The following is a 20,590-nucleotide window of genomic DNA, read 5'->3' on the forward strand; positions in this document are numbered from 1 at the left end:
TTTCACTCACTTTCGCTGATCGAAGTTCTTCGTTTTCCAAGCCCTCCGCCAAGCAACGCGATCAGCGCGTAGGCCGGGCAATAAATCCAGGCACTTTCATTAAAATACAGGAAGATCGCAGGCAGAAAAAGCAGACCTGTAACCAATGCAAAAGCTGTTACGGCCCCTGCTTTGCGGGCATGGGCAGCTGCGATGATCAGCGTGATCAAAGGCATGCCCACCAGCATCATGACCATCGCCATGCCGGTATTGCGAATCAATAGCGGAAGCAGAGTAAAGTTAAGCAGCATGAGAAGCAAATAGGGTAAATGAACTTGAATGCGCATTGTTTTTCTCCCTCTCTTGAAATTCGGTGTTTCGATCAAAGCTGATCTGCTGTCTGGTCTGGATTCTGCCGATCTTCAGTCAGGATTCCAGCTTCCATCAGAACCGCTTCCAGAATATCCGCACAGTTTTCGACTGTCGCTGCACAACGGCGTTCCGGTCGAAAAAGACGCGGCTTAATTTCATCACAGCGCAACGATCCCAAGCGCGTCCGCACCTGTTCGACAACGGCTTGGGTCAGCGGTTTTAATTCTGGACAATCATGCGCTTTGGTTTTGACAATCAAATATCCTAACGCACAGACAGCGCCGGTCAGGGCTCCGCAGACATCGCCAACCTGCAGCCCGCCGCCTAGTCCCGCCATCAGATGACAGGCATTTTCATCCAAATTGAGTTTCAGTGCGGCATTGGTTCCATAAACCAAGCTTTCCGCACAATTATATCCCTGTTCATAATAGTGAAGCGCCTGTTCTTTCAACATTTCCCATTCCTCCTGCTTTTTCTTAATGATACCGAAGTTCCTGTACTTTGAAAAGAAAAATTCCTGACGGTGTGACAGAAAACTAAGGCAATTCCATCTTCCAAGTTTATTTTAGCTGAAATAAAAGGAACTGCGTACTCCCTACTGGTGAATTCTGGCCGCTTCGCAACGAGCAGCCCATCTTCGTCCTCCTTCGGGTTTGCAATTCCTTTTGATCTTCGTTTTCCTTTAAGTTCCTGTAAGCTCCAACATGGGTTCGGCCTTATTTCGCTTTCCTCTCCTGCGGAAGGATCCGGGAGAAATCAACGTGGCAATAGCCGTGCGGATGGTGCACGAGATAGTCCTGATGTTCTTCTTCGGCGTCATAAAAGCGGACTAACCGCTGCACCTCAGTGACAATTGGACGATCATAGAACTTCTGCCGTTCAGCCACAAACTGCCTTGCCGTAATCCAGTCTTCCTCATTGTCCGGATAAATGCCGGTACGATAGGAAGTTCCCACATCGTTGCCCTGCCGGTTCAGCGAAGTCGGATCGATGATTCTGAACAAGTGATCCAGCAGCTGCGGCAGAGAGATCTCATTTTCATCATATTGGATCCATACGCATTCCGCATGACCGCTGATCTGCCGCTTTACCTGATCATAGACGGGATTTTCCAAAGTTCCCTGAGCATAACCGACACGGGTTTTAACAACGCCTTTTAAGCGCCGGTAATACTCCTGAACGCCCCAGAAGCACCCGCCGGCGACAACGATTTCCTTCATTCTTCCGCTTCCTTTCCCTGTTCTTTTTCCGCTTTCCACAGCCGTGCCCGGCGGATGAGCTTGGCATAGACCGGCAGCATCAGTGCTTCACTGACCACCTGCGGCAGATCCTCGACCGGAATCCAAGCCACAGCGCTGTTTTCATCTACTTTGACAGTCAGTTTCTGATCCATTGGCGCAATAAACAGATAGGTCACGTTGAGATGATCATGCGCCTTGACCGGCTTGCCATGTTTCGTGTGCGCGGGTACCGGCAGAACATCCAGCGCCAGAATTTCCCGGGAAAACGGCGTCAGCTCCGTGATCCCGCTTTCTTCCTTGGCCTCCCGCAGTGCCACCGCAAACAGATCCGATTCCCCATCGGCATGTCCGCCCAGCCAGGAATACGACTGATAAATGTTATGATAGGCCATTAAAACCTGATCCATCGCCTCGTTCATCACCCAAGCTGAGGAAGAAACATGCGCTTCTTCATTTTCCCGGATCAGAACGTTGTCCATGTCAAGATAGTTCAAAAACTGTTCCTTGTCGGTTTTTTCCTGCTCATTGAACGGGATATAACTGCGGATCGCATCACGCCATGTCTTGTTCTGCATTTGGATTCTCCTTTGGATATTCTGCATCCACTTCGTCCAGCCAGTTATGCAGCAGGATATGGAACTGACTTACTAAATCAGGATGTTCGGCCGCTACATTATGAGCTTCCGAAAGATCCTGTTCCAGATCAAACAGCCGCACACTTTGATCTTCATAAAATTCAATATATTTCCATTTCCCGCAGCGCAGCGAAGATCCCGGCGTTCCGCCCTGATTGCCATAGTGCGGATAATGCCAGAAAATCGGCCCGCGGTCCAATTTCGTTTCTGGATGAAGCAGCACCGGCGCCAGACTCATGCCGTCTTTATGCTGCTCAGGGCGCAGCGGCAGACCACACAGCTCCAGCAAGGTTGGGTAAAAATCCGGGCTCGTCGCTAACGCGTGACTTACACTGCCCGCCGCGATTTTCCCCGGCCAGCGGAAAAATAGAGGTTCCCGTACTGCCCCTTCAAACATCCAACCCTTGCCTTCGGATAGTGGAAAATTACAGGTTGGGGAATGTTCCGCCGTGGCCAGACCGCCATTGTCGGACGTAAAGATCACGATCGTATTTTCATCCAGCGCCTCCGCTTTCAGTGTTTCCATCAGACAGCCTACTCCATCATCCAAGGCCTTGATCATCGCTGCATAAACCGGATCCGACTGGATGATCCGGCGGGTAACACGCTGGTTCTTTTTCTGCATGATCGGAAAGGCTTCCCCAATTTCAAACGGCTCCTGCTGATCCAGACCCATGCGCTTCGCCTTCGCTTCAAAATAGGCAATATCCTCGGCTTTGGCCTGCAGCGGCGTATGGACCGCATAATGCCAGAGATTCAGGAAAAACGGACGCTGCCGATCCCGCTGCTGAATCAGCGAAATTGCCTCGGAGCTGATCCGATCCGTCAGATATTCCCCTTCCGGGCCATCACTGAGATTTTCCATGTGGTATGGACTGAAATAACCTTTCTTCGGATGTCCCCACCAGCTTCCGCCGAGGTTGACGTCAAAGCCATGGAACTGCGGATAAGTGGCGGCTTTCCCTAGGTGCCATTTTCCCACATGCCAGGTTTGATAACCCGCTTCCTGAAATGCCTTGGCCAGCGAGAATTCACTGAGCGGCAGCTCTTTCACATAGGGGGCGTCGATCAGCTTGCCCCGACATGGATGATAGTTTTCATGATCAATCCAATCGGTTACTTTTAAGCGTGCCGGATATTTTCCGGTTAAGATACTGGCACGGCTGGGAGAACAAACCGGACAGGCCGCATAAGCCTGATCAAATGCCATCCCTTCCGCACACAGCTTGTCGATATTCGGCGTTTCGTAAAAGGAACTGCCCTGGCAGCTTAAGTCCATCCATCCCAGGTCGTCGATTAAAATCATAATTACATTGGGCTGCATCACTTTTCCTCCTTGTTGTAATCCGCTCTCGATCATTGAACAGAGTACGCTCCGTCTTTCGACGCGTTGATTGATTTCATGTCAGTGAGGAATACCGAGGTCTCTTTATCCGCCACTGCCGTTCCTGTTGTTTTTCGTGATTTCGCTTTCCATCGATCGAAATGAAAGAGTCCTGATTCTTATTGAACGCTTGATCGCATCGATCCCAGCTTAACTTCTCAGATTAAAACAAAATTCTCAGCCGCTGCAGATAGGCCAAATCTCGATAGCGTGCAATTTGAACCTGTTTCTGACTTTGCAGCACTTCAATTTCCGTTTCCGCATTTAAATTAAAGCACAGATGATCATAACAGAGAAAGGCCCCTTCAAAGCTGGCAGAACGCAGGCGAATCACCGACTCCGGCCGCAGGATCAGCGGTGAAGCCAGGGACCGGTAAGCCCGATGATGAATCCCGGTAATTTCACTGAGCTGCAAAAGCGGAAGACCACTTTCGATCACAGCGCCGCCTAACGAACGATTATACGCGGTGGAGCCGATCTGCGTACACAAACACAGCCCTGTTCCGCGGAAGGTTTCAAAAAACGAACCGTTGATATCAATGTCCATTAACTGCGTTTTCGTTACGTTTTCAATCCGCATTTCATTTAAGGCATAGACCGTTTTTTCCTGATTCTCACCGCGAACCGTCACCTGAAGCAGCCGAGCAGATTCACATTGCGGACTTCGATGCGTAACATCCTGGACGCACAGATCCATTTCGTCACAGCGGTAATCGCAGAAAAATCCGAGAGTTCCGCTGTGGATCCCGACAAATTTAACACTTTCCAGCTGATCCAGATATTCGTGAACGGCATACAAAAAGGTTCCGTCTCCGCCAATCGCGAAAACCAGATCCGGCTGTTTTTCATCTTCTGCCCAGCCTTTTTCGCTCAGCTTCGCAGCCAGCTCGCTTTTGAGCTGCCGGGAGGTTTCATCCGGCCGATGAACGACCGCAAATGTTTGCTTCATATTCTCTCTCGCTTTCTTCGCTGTTTCTTTTACCGTTAGGGGATAAACGCGGTTAATCTATACTCACCCCTGGTTGATTAGCCTTTCTCAAAAACAACCGCTTTCTTCTTATTCCAAATTGGAAACTTCGCAATTCAGCAAGGCTTCAATTTCACTCAGCTGATCGCATTGCCAAAACGGTGTCGCGGAAGAACCATGCACGATCAGCGGCTGAATCCCCACTTGATAAGCACCCCATCCGTCCGCTCTCGGATTATCACCGATCATCACAGCGGATGCCGGGTTTCCCAAGGCTTCCCTGGCCAGCGCAAAAGCCTGCGGATGCGGCTTTTCCACGGCCGTCTGCGCCGATCCCAAAACAGCCTCAAACAGCTCCGTCAATCCCAGATCCTGCACAATCTGCGGCAGCTCCGGAACATGATTGGACAGAATAACCATTCGATATCCTTGTTCTTTCAGACTGACAAGCGTTGACAGGGTATCCGGATACAGGTGATAGGAACGGCTGTCAGCCTGTACGGCATGCACCCGCTTCGCAATCTTTTCAGCAAGTTCCATCTGAAATCCCAATGCGACCGCTACCCGTACCAGATACGCTTCAAGAAAATCCCACCACGCTTGGGGATCACACAATTCAGGATGCAGCCGATCCGGCTGATCCCAGGGAAATCCGCTGCTCATCAAGGGCCGGACATCGCTTAATGTTAAGCCATGGCCGCAGGCAAGCTCATCCATCGCGGCGATCATCGCACCCGACCACTTTCCTTCTTGATAAGCGAGGGTTCCATCAAAATCCCAGATCAAAGCCGGTCGTTGACTCATGAGTTTTCCTAGCACCACCCGTATTCGATCACGGTGGTTTTCCTTTCTTTTTCTGCTCCCTTATTATATCATACAGGGAAGAGGTGAACTTTCCAATGAATGAAAATCTTGAAATTGAATATAAAATGTTGGTCAGCGAGCAAGAGTTCAATCAGCTGCGGGATCAGGTGGGCGTAGACCGCGTCCTAATCCAAACCAATGTGTATTATGACTGCACGCCCAGCTCCACCTTGAAGCAGATTGCCATGCGCATCCGCGACGTTCAGGGCAAGCATGTTTTTACGATGAAGATTCCTCAGGCTGAGGGCGTGCGGGAAATTGAAATGGAGCTGCCGGAAAACAGCCCGGAAGCCTTTCAGCATCCCGAAATCCGCGCTTTGTTTGCGTCGCTGGGGCTTACCCTGCCGGTGCATGTCTGCGGTGCCATGACCACGCATCGGCATCTGCGGATTTATCCCTGCGGTGAATTATGTATGGATCACAGCCTGATCAACGGCCGCAGTGATTATGAAATCGAATTTGAAATCACCGGGGATCCACAGGCCGGCAAAGCTTTTTTCCTCAATCTGCTTGAACAGGCCGGACTGACCTATCAGGAAAACAAACGTTCCAAATATGCGCGCTGCGTTTTGGATCAATAATTCGCTCTTTTCCTTCTTTTTTCGGCATATTTAACAAAGCGGAAAAGAAATCAGATCAATTCCTGATATAATAGAATAAGAGGTGATATTTTTGATCAAGATCCTATTCTCCGATCTGGACGGCACGTTGTTATACATCCCGCCGGTACTGACCAGCGGCGTCAGCGAGGAAAACCGCGCGGCGATCCGCAGACTGCAGGAATCGGGTGTGCGGTTTGCGATTGCCACCGGACGCTCTGTGAACTTTCTGCCTCAGCATTACGGTGCTGACTTAGTTTTCGATACGGTCGGCATCTGCGGCGCTTCAATCCGCCTGAACGGCCAGTTTATTTATCAGACTGATTTCGATCACGATGAGATTGACGCGCTGCTGGATGTTTTTTCCGACAGTGCTTATGAGCATCGCTTTCTTGTGGTAACCCAGGAAAATGACTATATTTTTGAGGATCCGTTTGGAGAGCAGGCCATGGAATACAAGCTCAATCCCAAGCGGCGAATCCGCGACTGCCGCCACGTCTTAGATCAATCCATCGCCGAGTATATCCGCGATCCGCATCACACGCACATCACTGCCTGTTTCTGTCACTTCCAGCAGGAAGAGGGCGTTGATTATTATAAGGACATGTTGAAACGGAAGTTCTTCGGCCGGTATCAGATCATTCAGACCAGTCCCTATTCGATTGTCATTTTAAAGGATGGGGCTAACAAAGGCACCGGTATTGCCAAGATCGCGGCACTGACCGGTATTGGATTGGATGAGGTTGCCGTCGTCGGGGATTCCGAGAATGATTTTGAAATGTTTGCGATGATCCCGCACAGCTACTGCATGAGCCATGCCCGCCCGGACATTCAGGCCAAAGCGAAGACCATCGTTTCTTCGGTGGCCGAGTGCATCGATCTCATTATAAAAGAAAATGAACAGGAGCAGCTGGAAAACCTGAATCTGCTTTAGCCTTTTCTGAGAGCAATACGACTTTTTCAATTAGAGAACAAAAAGAAGCTGCAAGTTCAGACAATGATTAAGTGGTTAGGATCCACCCTATCCATCTGCCGTTTGCAGCTTCTTTTTTTATTATCCATTTTAAACTAATCTTTCAACTAACCAGCAGCATAAATATTTGAATCAGCTGCGGCATCAATGATACTGCCGCAACCAGCCTAATTACCTGAATCAAGCCGATCTTCCCCAAATCTGCGCCTAAATCCGAAGCAATCAGAGCCATATCACTGGCGCCCGCCGGACAGGATGCAAATAGAGCTGATTGTAAATCTAACATATGCGTGCGAACACAAATCTGTGCGTAAAGAAAGTTAATAATCCAAAAACTTACCAGCAAAATGAGAACGGGAAGAATAAGCTGCGGAAGAGTAAGAAAGGTTTCCCGGGTGATGCTGACACCGACAAGCGAACCCGCAAACAATTGACCTATGCTCTTTACCCGTTTATCAACTCCAATCAAGGGTGTCGTACAGTTGAGCAGCAGAATGCCAAACATCGCGAAGATCAGAGAGCCGGCCGGAATGGGTGTCAGGCTGCCAAGATAGCTGAACAGGAAAGCAGCGGTTAGCGTCACTGGACCGTTGCCCTTACCGGACTGTGCTGCCGATTTAGAAATCTTTGCCTCCCCTTCTGGCTCCATAGCGGATTTCTTCCCCTGACCTTGAGTAAAAGCCATGATCCAAATCGGAAAAAATAACAGAGCACTGATCAGCCGTGAAGTCTGAATTAAGGCAACGGTTGAGGTTACCGCCCCCATATCCATACTGATCAGGGACATATCTGTTACTCCGCCAGCAACGCAGGACAACAGCGCTGTCAAAAGATCCATTTTGCAGATTATGGATATCGCTATACCGACAACAAAAGTATTGAGGGTGAACATCAGAACTAGCAGCAAAATGGGTTTTGCCAGTTTTTTTATATTACGCAAATCTTCAATTTTCAGCTGCATTCCAATAAACGTACCGGCTATGCCTTGGGTAAAATTCTTGATAACTAGAGGAAGCCAAGCAAAATCAAAGATCATGTTTAGAATACCGACTGCCAACATGCTGCCGATCATCGCTGGAGCCGGTATTTTTAATTTCCGGGCTATAGTCCAGCCTAAGGTGCCAACCGCTAAGGTTAACACGCATTTCATAATCATGGTCTGACCGCAGCCTGCAGTTCAGACTGCAAATCACGATAAGTGATGAGTTGGATCTGATTGTTTTTGACCCAGTCTTTCATAAAGTCGGAAGTAAAAGCCTCCAAGTCACGGCAGCGAATCAGCGTATAGGTGGACCACCGGAAAATCTCAGCATCCACATATCCACAATGACAGCCTAACATTGCAGTCCCTGCCAAATCAAGTTCACAAAGATGATTCTTGTAGTACTCTGTAACATCAGTTTTCGACTGTGCTTCCAACGAAAAGGGTTTAACATTATATTTTCCCTTAAGCCGCTGAATGGACAGCTGCGAAACAACCTCTGCTGAAAAAGGAATACCCGTTTCTTTGGATAAATCAGAGATTGCCCGAATATAGGCAGGACTGACCGGACTGATTGAATGCGTATGCAGATATTCTGGATTTTTTCCGGTAAGCTCCGTAAATTTTCGGAACTGATTCCGGATTTCTATCATGACTTCTGTATAAGGCCATAATTCTTTTTTCCCGAATTGAGGATCTTTATATTTTTCAGTGGATCGAATAAAATAGCCTTTTTCATCGACTAGGTGAGGGATTCTTTGAGGGTCGCTGACACAAGGACCACTGACGATATTGAAATCGATTCCCAGGCAAGCCTGGGGGCGTTTCAAAATTTCCTTAACTGCCCATTCGCTGCTTTCCCCCATGTTCACAAACAGACCTGTATTTCTTACAATTCCATGATCTATGGCCTCCAAAATCCCCAGTGTTGTTCCTTTTGTGAATCCATAATCATCTGACTGAACCAACAGTTTCATCATTCTTTCTCCTTCCTGCTGTAATGATTTTCAAATTTTTCTCAAAAATAAGCCGAACGAAAAGCAGCTGACGCTGCCTTTCGTTTAGAAGATTCCTAAAGCAGCCAGTACCAGGCTGGCAGCCAGAATGCCGATGACCATAGTTACAGGCCGGACACCCTTTTTAATCAGAGCCACCAAGCCGAACACAAGGATGATCGACAGAATTCCCGGCATAATTGAATTTACAATATCCAACAGCACGACCGACGTTTCTCCTATGTTAATTGTCCAAGCTAATTTGACGTTCACCATCGTCGCCACCATCGCTCCGACCATGCTAAGCCCAAGAATCGACGCTGCCTTGGTTAGCGGTTCCATCAATCCGGATGTAAATACCTCATCAATAAAACGTGTTCCCATCGAGTATCCAATCCGTAGCAAAAACCACTTTGACAACAACTGCGAACCTCCGTAAATAAGAATAAACAGCAAGGTTCCGAGAATATTGCCTTGAGAACAGAATCCGATCGCAATCCCCGCTGCGATGACCCTCACACAATTGAAGAAGATTGAATCTCCAATCCCTGCCGTGGGTCCCATCAAGGAAACTTTAATACTTTCTATCGTATCATCATCAACATTGCCCTTCGTCGTTTTTTCCCGTTCCAGCGCATAAGTCAGACCGGCGATGAAAGCAAGCATAACGGCATGGGTATTGAAGAAACTGTCATGTCGGACAAGGGCTTTGCTGCGTTCTTCAGGATCTGTATATAGTTCATCAATCGCAGCGGACATCGTGCAGCAGAAGCAGTTGCCCTGCATCTTCACGACATTGAAGGCTGCGGAAGCCAGACCGGAATACATAAACATCGAACGCAGCGTTTTTTTCTCCTGAAGACTATAATTGAATTTCATCAGAAAAAGTCCTCCCCTGTTTTTTCTTTTCCTGGTTCATTGCTCACCAGTTTTTTCAGATCTACAAGCTTTTTATCATTAAAGAAATGCATGATGGCAACCACGGTCATAATTATGGCTATTGGCAAAGTACCTAGATTGAGATATTTTGCCATTACAAATCCGACGAAGAAAAATCCACCGACCTCTTTGTCCCAGATCATCGAAGTCAGGATTGCAAAACCAATCCCTGTCATCATGCCGGAAGCGGCACTCAGTCCATTCATGGCCCAAATCGGCAAAGCGGCAATCATGGTCTGCAAGCTTTCTACACCAAAGGCAATTGAGAAGAACAGAATCAAATACTGCGGAAGCCGGTCAAAAATCAAGCCACAAAGCAGAACTTGCAGCCGGAATCGACTGATATTCCCTGAATGTGCAAGCCGTTCCCAATAGGGAGCCAGCGAAGCCTGTACCGGTTTATACATTTCTTTGATCGTTGACATTACTGTCCCAATGGGCATCGCCAAAGCTAATCCTGTTTCAACACCGGTTCCGGCAAGCACCGTCATCGCCACGGCGATGACGGAAGCCGAACTCGCGTCGGAAGGAACTGAACCGCCAATCTGCGAGATTCCCATAAAGATACCTTCCAGAGAGGCCCCCATGATCACTCCGGTCCGTACATCTCCCAACACGATCCCGGTAACGGTCGCTGCCACAATTGGCCGCTGGAAAGTCTTCCAGCCAAATAAAATATCAATCCCCTCTACGAGGAAATAAGCAAGAACTACGATCAACGCATTCTGAATCATTTTTATGTCCTCCTATCTTTGATTCAAGGTGTTGGCCGACCTCTGTCTTACCAGTTGATCGGTTTATCGCGTTCGTTTTCTGACGGATGAAGATCCATCCGAAAGGTCTTTATTTTTCGACAGTCCCTGTATCTTCCGGCTTTCAATGATCCCGGATGTCTGTCTCGGCTTGATTAACCTCCTTTGTTCAGCATTTCTGACCTATTTCGGAAACCTTCATAAATGATGGCCTTCACTTATAAGTTCAGTATAATCTGGTATTTAAAGTTTACAATGGAACTTTTTTACCTGAAATTAAAGCATTTTCCTCTTTTTTACATTAAATCGTGCACAAAATTAACCTATTTTAACACCGCTTTGACAACGCCTGCCAAATCATTCAAATTCTCCGTCCGGATCAAAGATTCCAGCTGGTTCTGATCGCTGACTAAGCCATAGGTCAGCTGTTCGATGAAACGGGCCCGCTGCGGATGATGATGAAAGTCAACAGCCAGAAACAGGATTGTCTTGATCTCCTTGCTGAGCCACATTCCTTTACGCTCCAGACGGTAAATTTCAAACACCGCTGTCCCCGTGTATTTCTGGCTGAGAATCAACACAGCCGTTTCATTATAGATGCAGCTGTCGCTGTAATGCATCAATGATTGGCGCAGGTTCTCTGTCTGATGGGGATTCCGTGCCCAGCGATAGCTGAGAACTTTGATAAAGTCCCGTCGATTGAGATAATGGAACTCATCAAAGACAAAATCTGGTTTGAATTTTATTTCCTTCAGCAAAGCATTCAGCGGATACCCATCAAGAATGATCTCAGATTCAATCTGATCCAGTTGTTTTTCGCTCGGCGTCAAATCAACACAGACATGAGGAATCGGATAAGGAAAGCGGAGAACAGAATTATTCAGAATCACCGCATCATATTGGCTTTGATCGATTTGTCGTACTTCATAGAATTCCGCGCAATCCATTCGTGCAAAAGCATCTGGACCGAATTTATGCAGCAGCTTCCTACGAAGTACAGCAGTAGACTGATAGCCAGCAGAGGAACATAGTAAAATTCTGCGCGGACGGTATTCATAATCGATTAAATTCAGGATAACAAAGAACCGTACAGCCATATCCAGCAGGAAGAATTCACTGACCGGATGCTGGGAATGGTCTTCAATCACCTGCGCTGCACTCATCGCCAAAGCTACACTCAAAGGCGAACTGCTGCCATAATTGTTTTCCACGATCTGACCAATCATTAAATTGTAGCCAATAAAATTAAAATGAATTTGTACATAATGCGGAATCAGACAAGCCTTCAAAATTCTCAGTGCTCGTGAACGATCTGGGAATTCCAATCCCCATTCCTGCCGTACGGCATTCAATATCGCAGCAGCCAAACCTTCACACGGAGCTGCAAACAGCGGATAATCCTGATCAATAGGATCATCATCACTGAGATCATTCCACATGAGGATCAACAGTTCCAGGCTCAAAATATCGCTTTCCTGCAAACAGACATCCGGCCGGCGCTTCCGCAGTTCCGCGGCGAAGTCACAAGCCAGTCCGTATTCTTTCATCGATTTCAGATCCTGTGCTGCTTTATTGTCAATTTCCACGGTATGCCCTTTCTTTTTGCGATTAAGCAAAACAAAGACAAACCGGGAAATTCGATGAATGTTATTATCCAGAATATGGATCTGATGTCGGTGAAGGCTCTCAATCAACAGCCGGCGTACGCTTCCCAGCTCCATCTCTCCCACTGTAAAATAGTCACAATAAGGTTTGTAAGTGCTCACGGAGAAGGCCGTGACGTGATGATTGGCAAATAACTCAAGTATACAGAAGCGAAGATTGAGCTCTGATCCGCTCACCTTCAGTCCTTTTCCTGGGCAGCTCAGTAATTCCAACTGAAATTCCCTAAGAATTCCGCGCATTTCCTTCAGAGCTGTTTTGATAGAACTGCGGGAAAGATGAAGCAGATCCGCAATGTCATCCACAGTCATATATCCTTGCTGAGAAATCAGGATTCGCGTGATTTCATATGCACGTTTCTTGTTTTCATCCAGTGCGTTCACCTCATTGAAATAAACGTGCATCTGCCATTCAACAGGACGGAACTGCTCTGCATTAACGATCTCAGCCCAGTATCCCTCACGTTTTTTGCTGATAATCCGAACCCCAGATTTTTCTGCAATCTCTTTGACTTTTGGCATATCATTCTTCACAGTCCGTACGCTGACATTCAGCTGTTCAGAGAGCTCGCGCGCTGTCTTAACCTGGTCCGGATTTGTACTTAATAATTGAAATAATCGAAAAGTCCGCTCATCTTCCACAATCATTCTTCTTCCCCCTTACTTCATTTCTTTATTTATATCACAGAACTGCCAAAAAGCGGACTTTCCTTTATGCTATCGATTTCAATTTTCCAACAAAATAAACATTTTATTCTTTCAAACATCTATAAATAACTGTTTTTTGAATTAGACTAATAAATTATTTTTGTCGAAAAAATATTACATTTTCAAGTTTTCTTGATCCTAATATGCTGAATGAGATTGTCCTTTCAAGGGATTAAAGGGATTTAGTGAATCATATTGCTGCCCCTTTTCTTACAGATTTTCATGCTTAGTATCTTATTTAAAACTCGTCATCCTCCAATCAACAATTGCTCAAATTCCTGTTCTGTGTTCCCAGAAAAAAAACGCTTATCATTCGGTTTTATTAAGCAAAAACCTACAGATAAACGTTTCTGATTTTTTCCTTCTTGTTCCTTGATCATATCTTTATTTTTTAGAGTTTAACTTTGATATTAAGCTTACAACAATGTACCTAGAGTAAGAAATCTGGAATAAGCCTATCAATCAAGCCGGCTGATAGCCGATTTGCAGCATCTTCTGATCCAAAGAACGGCCTTCAGCACAGGTGATCGGCAGTTTTTCTTCAGCGCTGAAGCCAATCGTTTCGCCATCATTAAGCGTTACATCCTGATCCAGCACATATCCAGCGATCGCATAGAGGAAATCACGCAGCTCCTGTGGTGAAGCAGCACTGTCCAGCACTTCCATTTCAAGTTTTCCAAACATCCGCATGCCATAGGTATAGGCACACATGCCTTTTTCACTACGGTACAGACCAAAGTAAACCCAATCCAATAATGGCAGTTCGTCATCGTTCATCATCATGGCCACTTCCAAATACATTTCCGGCTGAAAAACGGTTCCGGATGTGTAGACCCCCAGCGCCGCGACCTGTCGGCAGCAGCTGGCGCACAGCTTTGTAAACAAGGAGGCCTTTTCAATGGCGGTCTGTTCCTGACCTAAAACCGCGACTAACAGATGTGCCTGATGCTGCTTCGTCATTTCCACGGCCTGCGGCCACAGATAATTCGTTTCAGCATTGCGTTCTGCTTCCTGATCTGGAATCGGAGCCGGCATTAAACTGATCGCCGCCGTCATGCCTTCCACTTCAAAAACCAACGGCTCGCTGCTGTCCTTCGGTAACTCCGCAGCCTCAATCTGCCAATCCCTGCGCAGATCTGCCGCCAGCTTTTGCGGATCCCAGGCCGCTTCGCTTAACAGGACAAAACCCGCAAACGGTCCGTTGCCTTCGGTCTGTTCCTCGGCTTCCTTCATATAGTAGGCGCGAACCTGTTCAACCAGCTGAATTGCCTGATCCACTGCCGTTTCCGGGTTATAGACTTCCATTTCACTGAATACATGTCCGCAATGCTCCAGCTCATCCTTTTCATAACCACCCGCAACGCCCAGCAGCCAATCGGTATTTCCGGATTCCGGCTGATAACGGAAAACGTAATAGTGAAGATCGTGCAGATCAAATTCATCGGTCAGCTCGATCTGTGTGGGCAGCTTTCCCAGCTCGTGTTCATCGGCCAGCCATTCGGCCATGGCTGCGCGTGCAGCTTCTGCTTGATTCATTCAGACTTCCTCCTGCGCCTGGCTGATCCAGGCATCTTTCTGTTTTTAGAATATCATGACCGCCCGGTTTCACCAAGCGGATTTCTCAGCTTCTGATCCTGAATTCTGATTTTATATCCAAACCTTTTTGCTTCTTCGTTGTTTATAATTTCAGCGTCAGGGCGTCGTAAGCTTCGTCCAACACCCATACGCTCACGCTGCCGCCGCCGACCGGAAAACAACCGCCGCCATTTTCATCCAGTACAACGGTATCCGTCTGATTCATCAACATGTCCCGCAGGGTACTGCCGGCCAGCGCCTTTCCGACTTCCATCCACTTTGTCCCGCCGGGGGCATCGCTCATGATCACGGCCATGCCGGAATGGGGATGATCCGCTTCCCCAGAAAGGGTCCAGCCAATGATGTTGGGATCATCAAAATAATCCCGCTGCTGTCCATAGGCATAATCTTTGCGGGCCTGGATCATGCGCTTTAAACCCATCACCGGGGTAATGCGATCATGCGGAATTCCGACTAAATCGCCATAGAAAACACAGGGAACCCCTTCCTTGCGAAGCAAAATCAGCGCATACGCCAACGGCTTAAACCAGGGCGGAACCCAGGATGCCAGAGCTTGGGAAGGCTGGGTGTCATGATTATCCACAAACGTAACCGCGGACTCCGGCTCGGACTGAACCAGCGTCGAATTCAGAATTTCCCGCATATCGAACTGAGCATTGCTGGTCGCTGCCCGAACAAACTGATAGTGCAAAGGAACATCGAACAACCGCATGCAATGTCCGCAGACATCAAGATAGTGCCGCAGCTTATCCAGCTCCCAGCTCCAGTATTCGCCTACCGCCATTAACGAACGGCCGCTGTAACGACGCAGCTCCTCAAGCCAATGTGTATAGAATGTAAAATCCATGTGCTTCACGGCATCCAAACGAAAGCCATCCATCTTGACCGTATCATAATACCAACGTCCCCAGCGATCCAGTTCGGCAATCACTTCTGGATTGGATAGATCCAGATCAGCACCCATCAGGTAGTCGTAATTGCCGTTTTCACCATCCGTTTCCTGATCCCATTGTTTTCCGACAAAACGGAAAATCCCGCTGTATTTCCAATCGCTATCCCAATCGGTTCCGTCAAAATGACTCCAGTTCCAGGTGAAGTCGGAATACTTCCCTTTACGGCCAGGAAACGTAAACTTGGTCCAGGCTTGAATCGGACGCGGGTCAGCAATCGTCTGCGTCCGGTTGTCCACCGCATCCTGTACTGCCAGCACTTCCTCCTGACTGTCCGCTCCCATTCGATGATTGAGCACAATATCGGCATAGACTTCCATTCCCGCCTGATGCAAAGCCTTCATGGCTTCCAGATATTCCGTCTTTGTTCCATATTTTGTAGCGATAGTGCCTTTCTGATCAAATTCACCCAGATCATAGGTATCATACACGCCATACCCGACATCACTCTTCCCACCGGTTCCTTTATAAGCCGGCGGCAGCCAGACCCCGGTAAAGCCCAGTTCCGTCCAGCTTTTCGCCATCGCCGCACAGCGCTTCCAATGCTGCTGATCCTCCGGCAGATACCACTCAAACGCCTGCAGCAGTGTTTTATTTTTCAATACCGTCCGCCTTCTTTCGTAGAATAAGCTTACTTTATCATAAATCACTGCGTCAGATTCACAGTTCATAGAATCGTAAGAAAGCCTTTAGCGTTTCTTTTTTACTTGCGATTGCTGAAACGAGGGATCAGAAAGGGATTCGTTCACTGCCTTGATTTCGCTTTTTTCTTTTTACGGCTTCAATACACGGCTCACTTCAAAATCAATAAAACCCAAATCCGCTTTATCATAAAACGCTTTATAAGCAGTATTCTCATACGTTTTCAGCATCAGGAAATAATCGTTCTGTATCCTGTCCAGATCGTCCACACTATAGATTACATAGTCCACTATGATTTTCTGGCGATTGTTGGTTTCCTTCCCCCATTCGATCCATTCCTTAAATTGCTTCATTTCAGAAGCAAAGGATTCATCAGAGAAAAAATGAGCATTTTCTAAGGCAACATAAATTTTCATACAGCACTCAAATTTTGTATCCTGGAACAGGTCCTCGAAGTGATCACAATAAATCGGCTGGACATACAGCTTGAGCACGTAATCACTAAATATGCTCTGAATTTCCGGCCGAACTTTTTCGGTCAATAATTCAGCCTGCTGGACACAAGCTGCCGGATTCAGCAAATGATCCTTTAAATACTCTCTTGGTTGATATAGACTCTTATCCTGCCAGTCGATCTGTATGGAATCGATCCACTTATTTTCAGGATATTGAGATGTATAGGCAACATATTCCACATCCGTATATCGTTCAAAGAAATGCCGGACTTTAAACTTTTCAACGACGATCGGCGTTTGATAATAATTGCTGATATACGCGCTGAAAGAACGGGTGTTCCAGAGTATCCGCCGCTCTGCCGCTTTCATTAAAACTGGGATCAGCAGGACAAAGATCAGAAGCAGCACTTTGATTTTCTTCCCTTTCTTCATCATCATTCCCCCTTTTTAATCACACTTTTCCTGTACTGAATTTAAGTTGCAATCGTGCGCGTCCTTTAAATACTGATCAAACGCACTTGTACTCATTTAAATATTTTTGACTGACTTTAGTATATCAAAGATAGGGATTCAAAAGTGCTTCAAAAACAAAAAAACTCTCCCCATCGAGAGAGTTTAACGATCTGTAAATTTTATGCTTCAGCTTCCTCCAGCTTCGAGGTGCAATGCGGACAGCGGGTGGCGTGCAGATCAATTTCCGTTTTGCAGTATGGACACACCTTCGTCGTTTTCGGCTGCGGGGTTGGTTCTTCTTTAGCACGCAGCTTATTCATCCAGCGAATGACCAGAAAGATGACAAACGCCGTTAACAGGAAATTAATCAGACCGGTAATAAAACTGCCGTAGGCAATCGTAGATGTATGCGCCTGAGCTTCCGCCAGCGTCGTATAATGCTGACCATCCAGTGCGACAAACATATTGGTAAAATCCAGCCGTCCGGTAAACAAACTGATCACCGGCATGATGATATCATTAACCATGGAAGTCACTAACGTATTGAAGCCGCCGCCGATAATAACGCCGACTGCCAAGTCAATCATATTTCCTTTTAATGCGAATTTCTTAAACTCTTTGAGCATGATTTTTCACTCCTATCCTGTGCGTTTCATTATAGAGAACCTGCTGCGGAAAAGCAATTCCTTCCTTTCGCTTTCAGAATCAGATTGGCTGCCGATCTGATTTCCATGCATCATCATTCAATATGATTCATATTTATTGATAGTTCAATATTATAACTAATTTATCGAAAAATTAATCTTCACTTAATCCTTGATAATTCTTTATCATGATAAAATACAGACAGGATCTGCGGAGCTTGAGATGACTGCAGATCAGGAAAGGGAGGAAATGAACATGAAAAGCAGTAAAAAGCTGATGGCGCTTCTGCTTGCAGGACTGATGATGACAACTACAGCCTGCAGCACCAAGAACGAACCGACTCAGGGAAACGGTAGTTCAAAAGGCGAAGCGACGATCACAAAAACAGTTCAAGGTTTCGGCGGTGATGTAACCGTCACAGTAAACTTTGACAAAGACGGCAAGCTGGCAGGCGTAGACGCTGTCGGCGACAAAGAAACGCCGACGATCGGCGGGCAGGCATTGAACGAATTGCCAGCCAAGATTTTGGAGGCAGGAAATGCCGATATCGACGGTGTTGCAGGGGCAACAGTCACCTCAACCGCAATCAAAACCGCGGTTCAGGAAGCGATTGATGAGTACAATGGAACCTCAGCGGAAATCCCAGCCGCCAAAATGAAAGCTGGAACGTACAACGTCACAGCCAGTGGGTTCTCCTTACTTAAAGAAATGGAAGTTGCGGTGACTGTCAGCGAAGACAAAATTGAGAAAATTGAAGTTCTCGACAACGGCGATACCTATCCATTCTTAGAAGCCGCAAAAGAAAAGCTGATTCCGCGGATTCTGGAAAACCAGTCCGTCACTGTCGATTCGATTACAGGCTGCACCGGCTCCAGCACCGGCATCAAGCAGGCTACGGAAAAAGCCGTTGCCCAGGCTTTAGCAGAGGGTGGATCAGAAGCGGCAGCCATTAAAAACTTTTATAAAACACCAGCTAAATCCACAGAACAGGAAACCATTGATGTTGACGTCTTAGTTGTCGGTATGGGCGGTTCCGGTACAGCCGCAGCGATGAGCGCTGCGGAAACACAGTATGCCGCTAACGGCAATGATGCCTCCAAAGTCAGCGTTCTGGCGATTGACAAGGCCGGCAAATATGGCGGCACTTCCTGCATTACCGCCGATACAATGGGCATTAATGCTCCGGAATATGACAAGACTTACCATGGCGGCAAGGATTATGTCGACGCCGAGGCGATGAAGGAAGACTGGAACAATTTCACCAAAGGGGATGCGAAGCAGGATCTGTTGGATCTGTTCTTTGAGGAATCCGGCCCAACTGTCGACTGGCTGATCAGCCACGGCTTTGATTACGGCAAGGGTTCCCCGGAGGGAGAAGGCTACCAATACGGCGGTCCGCAGCGCGGTTTCACCGACGAGGATATCTGGTACGTCAAATTCCAGTATACCGGTCAGGGATACGGCAACTGGAAAAAGGAAACCGGCGAAATGTTTGACAGCATGATCGCAGACTATGAAAAAGTCGGCGGCCGCTACATGCTGGAAGTCGAAGCCAAAGAATTGATCTATGATCAAGCTTCCAATGCCGTAACGGGTGTGAAAGCAGAAGGCTATGACGGCAAGCAGTACACGATCAATGCCAAGAAAGTCATCATCGGCACCGGCGGGTTCTCCAACAATGCCGCCCTGCAGGAAAAATACCTGTCAAACGAATATTATCCGTTAAAAGGCAGCTGGCTGATGTACGGCATGCAGCAGAACGACGGAACAATGATCGGATCCGCCTTGGATCTGGGCGCCGGCACCTACAATATTGGAATGCCGCCGATGGTTCACTTACAGGGTGCACCGATTACATTGCACGAATATCCAGTTGAAGTGGTTGGCGATGAAAACGACCTGGGCTTCTGGACACAGCTGCCGCGCAGAAATTCTCTGAACGACTTCCCGAACGCTTTGGCTAGTGCGGCTTACGCGCTGCAGGTCAACATGAAGGGTGAACGGTTCTCCAACGAAGCTGGAACCTTCCAGACCTGGAAATCTGGCCCGCGTTATTACACGATCTGGTCAGACGACTTCTTCCGTGAAGTTGAGAAGAACGGTCTGCCTGTCAGCTTCGGCGACGATCTGACCTGCCAGGGCGGCATCGACGCAGGCAAACCGCTGCCGGTCGATGAACTGATCAATCTGTGTGTTGAAAAAGGCATTGCCTATAAGGGTGATACATTAGAAGATCTGGCCAAGCAGCTGAGCATCGATCCAGCCGTTTTACAGGACAATATCGACCGCTACAACGCCGCTGTTGAGGCTGGCAGCGACGAAGAATTCGGCAAAGCGGCTGACTTCTTAACAATGAAGATCAATGAAGAAGGCCCGTACTATGCTTTCGTAGGTGCTTCTTACATTTACTCCACAGTCGGCGGTCTGGATGTCAACACGGATATGCAGGTCTTAGGTTCTGACAATGCGACACCGATTAACGGTCTGTACGCGGTAGGTACCGATTCACTGGGTGTTCTGTTCTCTGAACAGCGTGAATACGTCACCTATGGCGGCGCAGCTCAGGGCTGGGCTTATACTTCCGGACGTCTGGCAGGCGCCAGTGCCGTGAACAGCTTAGGCGAATAAACTCCGCCTCCACTGTTTACTGTCTATAAACGATTCAGGTCTGTCCTTTTTAAGTACAGACCTTTTATTTTAGCTCTCATCTGTTTCTACAGTAAAAATTTCTTCAATCGTCACGTCAAATACCTTAGTTCTATTCCAGGCTAAGACCAAAGAAGGATTGTACCTTCCCT

General features: G+C 47.5%; 19 protein-coding genes. 3 read left to right on the plus strand and 16 right to left on the minus strand.

The features are described from left to right. Positions 1-2: 2 nt before the first annotated feature. The 7 genes from MCG46_RS18335 to MCG46_RS18365 form a co-directional block, all read right to left on the minus strand. Complete coding sequence (locus tag MCG46_RS18335; protein ID WP_240281256.1) at positions 3-326, minus strand: hypothetical protein; 324 nt, start codon at positions 324-326, stop codon at positions 3-5. A gap of 35 nt (positions 327-361) precedes the next feature. Beyond that, complete coding sequence (locus MCG46_RS18340; protein WP_240281257.1) at positions 362-805, minus strand: C-GCAxxG-C-C family (seleno)protein; 444 nt, start codon at positions 803-805, stop codon at positions 362-364. 262 nt (positions 806-1,067) lie between these two features. Then, positions 1,068-1,571, minus strand: a complete 504-nt coding sequence (gene msrA / locus MCG46_RS18345; RefSeq protein WP_240281258.1) for a peptide-methionine (S)-S-oxide reductase MsrA — start codon at positions 1,569-1,571, stop codon at positions 1,068-1,070. Then, complete coding sequence (locus MCG46_RS18350) at positions 1,568-2,167, minus strand: NUDIX hydrolase (RefSeq protein WP_240281259.1); 600 nt, start codon at positions 2,165-2,167, stop codon at positions 1,568-1,570. The genes msrA and MCG46_RS18350 overlap by 4 nt, the downstream gene beginning before the upstream one ends. Beyond that, on the minus strand, positions 2,145-3,551 hold the full coding sequence (locus MCG46_RS18355; RefSeq protein ID WP_240281260.1) for a sulfatase: 1,407 nt from the start codon (positions 3,549-3,551) through the stop codon (positions 2,145-2,147). The genes MCG46_RS18350 and MCG46_RS18355 overlap by 23 nt, the downstream gene beginning before the upstream one ends. Positions 3,552-3,774: 223 nt before the next feature. Beyond that, complete coding sequence (locus tag MCG46_RS18360; RefSeq protein ID WP_240281261.1) at positions 3,775-4,560, minus strand: NAD kinase; 786 nt, start codon at positions 4,558-4,560, stop codon at positions 3,775-3,777. Positions 4,561-4,668: 108 nt separating this feature from the next. Further along, positions 4,669-5,382, minus strand: a complete 714-nt coding sequence (locus tag MCG46_RS18365; protein WP_240281262.1) for an HAD family hydrolase — start codon at positions 5,380-5,382, stop codon at positions 4,669-4,671. Positions 5,383-5,477: 95 nt separating this feature from the next. Here MCG46_RS18365 and MCG46_RS18370 point away from each other — a divergent pair, with 95 nt between their 5' ends. Beyond that, on the plus strand, positions 5,478-6,023 hold the full coding sequence (locus MCG46_RS18370; protein WP_240281263.1) for a CYTH domain-containing protein: 546 nt from the start codon (positions 5,478-5,480) through the stop codon (positions 6,021-6,023). A gap of 91 nt (positions 6,024-6,114) precedes the next feature. Further along, a complete protein-coding gene (locus MCG46_RS18375) occupies positions 6,115-6,975 on the plus strand; it encodes an HAD-IIB family hydrolase (protein ID WP_240281264.1) in 861 nt (286 codons plus the stop codon). A 142-nt stretch (positions 6,976-7,117) separates the two neighbouring features. Here the strand turns inward: MCG46_RS18375 and MCG46_RS18380 are convergent, their stop codons facing one another. From MCG46_RS18380 to mscL, 9 genes are all read right to left on the minus strand, one after another. Further along, entirely contained in the window at positions 7,118-8,170 is a 1,053-nt protein-coding gene (locus MCG46_RS18380; protein WP_240281265.1) for an AbrB family transcriptional regulator, read from the minus strand. Then, positions 8,167-8,976, minus strand: coding sequence for a ChbG/HpnK family deacetylase (locus MCG46_RS18385; protein WP_240281266.1), 810 nt, complete (start codon positions 8,974-8,976; stop codon positions 8,167-8,169). Before MCG46_RS18385 ends, MCG46_RS18380 begins: the two co-directional genes overlap by 4 nt. 81 nt (positions 8,977-9,057) lie before the next feature. Next, positions 9,058-9,870 (minus strand): PTS system mannose/fructose/sorbose family transporter subunit IID, encoded by an 813-nt coding sequence (locus MCG46_RS18390; RefSeq protein ID WP_240281267.1) that lies wholly within the window; start codon positions 9,868-9,870, stop codon positions 9,058-9,060. Continuing rightward, positions 9,870-10,664 carry a PTS mannose/fructose/sorbose/N-acetylgalactosamine transporter subunit IIC gene (locus tag MCG46_RS18395; protein ID WP_240281268.1) on the minus strand — a complete coding sequence of 265 codons (795 nt, stop codon included), beginning with the start codon at positions 10,662-10,664 and terminating at the stop codon, positions 9,870-9,872. The genes MCG46_RS18390 and MCG46_RS18395 overlap by 1 nt, the downstream gene beginning before the upstream one ends. A 341-nt stretch (positions 10,665-11,005) precedes the next feature. Then, on the minus strand, positions 11,006-12,991 hold the full coding sequence (locus MCG46_RS18400; protein ID WP_240281269.1) for a BglG family transcription antiterminator: 1,986 nt from the start codon (positions 12,989-12,991) through the stop codon (positions 11,006-11,008). Positions 12,992-13,513: 522 nt separating this feature from the next. Further along, positions 13,514-14,587 (minus strand): DUF4261 domain-containing protein, encoded by a 1,074-nt coding sequence (locus tag MCG46_RS18405; RefSeq protein WP_240281270.1) that lies wholly within the window; start codon positions 14,585-14,587, stop codon positions 13,514-13,516. Positions 14,588-14,729: 142 nt separating this feature from the next. Continuing rightward, complete coding sequence (locus MCG46_RS18410) at positions 14,730-16,199, minus strand: alpha-amylase (RefSeq protein ID WP_240281271.1); 1,470 nt, start codon at positions 16,197-16,199, stop codon at positions 14,730-14,732. Between the two features lie 171 nt (positions 16,200-16,370). Next, positions 16,371-17,126, minus strand: a complete 756-nt coding sequence (locus MCG46_RS18415; protein WP_240281272.1) for a hypothetical protein — start codon at positions 17,124-17,126, stop codon at positions 16,371-16,373. A 200-nt stretch (positions 17,127-17,326) separates the two neighbouring features. Continuing rightward, entirely contained in the window at positions 17,327-17,773 is a 447-nt protein-coding gene (mscL, locus tag MCG46_RS18420; protein ID WP_240281273.1) for a large conductance mechanosensitive channel protein MscL, read from the minus strand. Between the two features lie 274 nt (positions 17,774-18,047). On the opposite strand from mscL, the gene MCG46_RS18425 reads away from it, so the two are divergent. Beyond that, a complete protein-coding gene (locus tag MCG46_RS18425) occupies positions 18,048-20,420 on the plus strand; it encodes an FMN-binding protein (RefSeq protein WP_240281274.1) in 2,373 nt (790 codons plus the stop codon). The last annotated feature ends 170 nt before the right edge of the window (positions 20,421-20,590 follow it).

This window comes from Holdemania massiliensis (genome assembly GCF_022440805.1).
GTDB classification, from domain to species: domain Bacteria; phylum Bacillota_I; class Bacilli_A; order Erysipelotrichales; family Erysipelotrichaceae; genus Holdemania; species Holdemania massiliensis_A.